1 protein-coding gene is annotated in these 3345 nt (G+C 31.6%); it reads left to right on the forward strand.

The window, feature by feature from the left end; genetic code table 11:
- Positions 1-39 precede the first annotated feature (39 nt).
- Positions 40-3213 (forward strand): exodeoxyribonuclease V subunit beta, encoded by a 3174-nt coding sequence (locus DIU01_RS00415; RefSeq protein ID WP_290831293.1) that lies wholly within the window; start codon positions 40-42, stop codon positions 3211-3213.
- Positions 3214-3345 lie beyond the last annotated feature (132 nt).

A 3345-nucleotide genomic window follows, 5' to 3' on the forward strand; every position in this document is an offset into this window, starting at 1 on the left:
TCTAAAATCAAAAATCGTTAATCAGCAATCAAAAATCAAATGAGTAAACCAGCTTTCTCTATATACGACGCATCTGCAGGATCGGGTAAAACTTATACTTTGGTAAAAGAATACCTCAAAATCATTCTTTTGTCCAAAAAGCAAGATGCCTATCGCAACATTCTCGCAATTACTTTTACCAACAAAGCGGTGCACGAAATGAAAAGCCGTGTTGTTGATAGTTTGTCTGAATTTGCAAAAGATAATCCTTCCGAAAAAGCGCTGAGTTTAATGCAAGTCATTCATTCAGAAACCGGAATTTCGTTATTTGATATCAAACTGAAAGCCAAAAATATCATCAAACACCTAATTCACAATTATGCTGCTTTTGATATTTCCACTATCGATAAATTTACGCATAAAGTTATTCGAGCCTTTGCACATGACTTGAATTTACCAATAACATTTGATGTTTCACTTGATACCGAAAATCTTTTAACAGAAGCCGTTGATGCCATAATCGCTCAAGCAGGCGAAGATGAAACACTGACCAATCTTCTAGTGAATTTCACAATGGAAAAAACTGACGATGATAAAAGTTGGGATGTTTCAAGTGAAATTATGAATACAGGCAGATTAATTTTAAACGAAAACAATCGAGAAGAAATAAGTCATTTCAACAATAAATCGATTGCCGAGTTTGTTGAAATCAAAAACAAATTAGTAGAATTTTGTAAAGAAATTGAAGCCGAAACTATCGCTCAAGCCACAGAAGCATTGCTTTTGATTGATAAAAATGGAATTGATTTAAAATCCTTTTCTGGTGGTTATTTTCCAAAACATTTAGTAAGTATTCAAGAAGGAAAATACAATCCAAATAATAAAACCTATCACGAATTTGAAGATATAAAAATCAATAAAACCGCAAAAGATGGTGCAATAATCGAAAGCATTATTCCAGAATTATTAGCCATTTTAAAATCGATTTACACCAAATTTGAAAAGAAAAATTTCTACGAAGCGTTCTTAAAAAACATTACGCCACTTTCCTTGATGAATACCTTGAGTAATAAATTGCAAGAGATTCAAAAAGAGCAAAATATACTTTCTATTGCTGAATTCAATAAGCTAATAAACGAGCAAATTCAAAACCAACCAGCACCTTTTATTTATGAGCGTTTAGGTGAAAAATACAAACACTTTTTCATCGACGAATTTCAAGATACGTCCGAAATGCAATGGCAGAATTTAATTCCGTTGATTGATAATGCACTTTCGAGCGAAGATTTAGATGGAACTCGCGGTTCGTTAATGATTGTTGGTGATCCAAAACAGTCCATTTATCGTTGGCGTGGCGGAAAAGCAGAACAATTTATCGAATTAAGTAAAGATAAAAATCCGTTTGTAAATCCTAGTAAAGAACTTTTTCCACTCGGAATTAATTGGAGAAGTTATGAGCAAGTGATTGATTTTAATAATAAGTTTTTCAAATTTTTAGCATCCAAATTTGCCAATAAAGATTACAAAGATTTGTATGAAAACCATTCTCATCAAGAATTTAACGATAAAAAAGGCGGTTATGTAAACGTGAGTTTTATTCCAAAAATTGATAAAGATGAGGTTAATCCCGAAGCTTCGGGAGAAGATAGTTTGGACAAAAACGATTTGTATTTGGAAGCGACTTTAAATACTATTTTAAAAGTAAAAGCCAACGGATTTAATTATAAAGACATCGTAATTTTAACACGAAATAAAAAACCTGGAACTGCCATCGCTAATCATCTAATTGAAAATGGAATTCCAATAGTTTCTTCTGAAAGTTTGTTGCTTGGTGCGTCTTCAGAAGTGCAAACCTGTATTTATATATTGCGATATTTAAAAAATGTAAATGATTTAGAATCTAAAGCCAATTTCTTATATTATTTGGCAAATAATCATCAATCAGCATTACCAATTCACGATTTTATTGCCAAAGGAATGGAGCTAAAAAACGAATTGGAATTTCAAAATTGGTTGGCCGAAATTATTCCCGAAACTTCGGGAGTTTTTTCGTTTCAAAACATTCGAAAAAAAGCACTTTATGAAGCAACCGAAATCATAATTTCAAAAGTAATTCCAATTGAAAAACGTAATGCCTACATCCAATACTTCTTGGATTTGATTTTGGAACACGATTTAAAAAAACAATCTGGAATTTCCGATTTTCTTTCTTATTGGGAAAACAATTCAGAGAAATTGAGCATTCCATCGCCCGAAGGAAATGACGCGGTTAGAATTATGACGATTCATAAATCGAAAGGTTTGGAATTTCCGGTGGTTATTTTCCCATTTGCAGAACAAAATTATTCGCAAAATTTGGGAGATAAAATTTGGATTGCAGCCGACGAAGAACAAATTGGATTACCAAAAGCATTAGTTTCTAAAAACAAAGACGTCGAGAATTTTGGTGAAGAAGCATCAAAAGTTTACAATCAGAAAAAAGAAGAAGATTTATTAGACAATATTAATGTCTTGTACGTTGCGTTAACTCGTGCCGAAGAACAATTATATGTGATTTCAGGATTGGTTTCTGAAAACAGCAAAGGAGAATTACCTAATAATATGGCGACGTTCTTTATCGAATTTTTAGGAAGTGAATTTAGAGAAGAACAATTGGAATATGAATTTGGTTCGAATGAAAAAATTTCTACAACCAAAGAAGCAGTTTCAAATGCATTAACAATTCCGCAACTTTCGGAAACATTAAATCCGAAAAATATCAAAATTGCACAACGCGAAAGCATTATGTGGAATACCAAACAACAAAAAGCGATTGAATTTGGAAACATCATTCACGAAATCTTGGCATTTGTAAAAACTAAAAACGACATCGATTTAGCAATAACCAAAGCCATCGAAAACGGATTAATCATTTCAAGTCAAAAAGAAGAAGTTTTGGCAACGATTTATGAAATTGTAAATCACAAAGAATTAACCGATTATTTTTCGGAGGAACACAAAGTGATGAACGAGCAAACCGTCATTCAAAAACAAGGAAACATCGTAAAACCAGATAGAATGTCTATTTCGAAAGACAAAAAAGTATATCTTTTAGATTATAAAACAGGTCAACATTTGCCAAAACACAAAACCCAACTCGAGAATTATCAAAAATCTATTGAAGATATGGGTTTTAAAGTAGAGAAAAAATCACTCATATATATAGGAGAAGAAATTGAAGTGTTACATTTGTAGAATGAATCGTAGAAAGAAATTAATATATAAACTTTTAAAAGGCACATTAATTTTATTAGTGCTTTTCTTTTGTTTATTTATTTTTTTGTTAAGCGATTATAATCCAATGTTTGATGATGATAATTTTAAAGC

This window comes from Flavobacterium sp. (assembly GCF_003525665.1).
Classification (GTDB): domain Bacteria; phylum Bacteroidota; class Bacteroidia; order Flavobacteriales; family Flavobacteriaceae; genus Flavobacterium.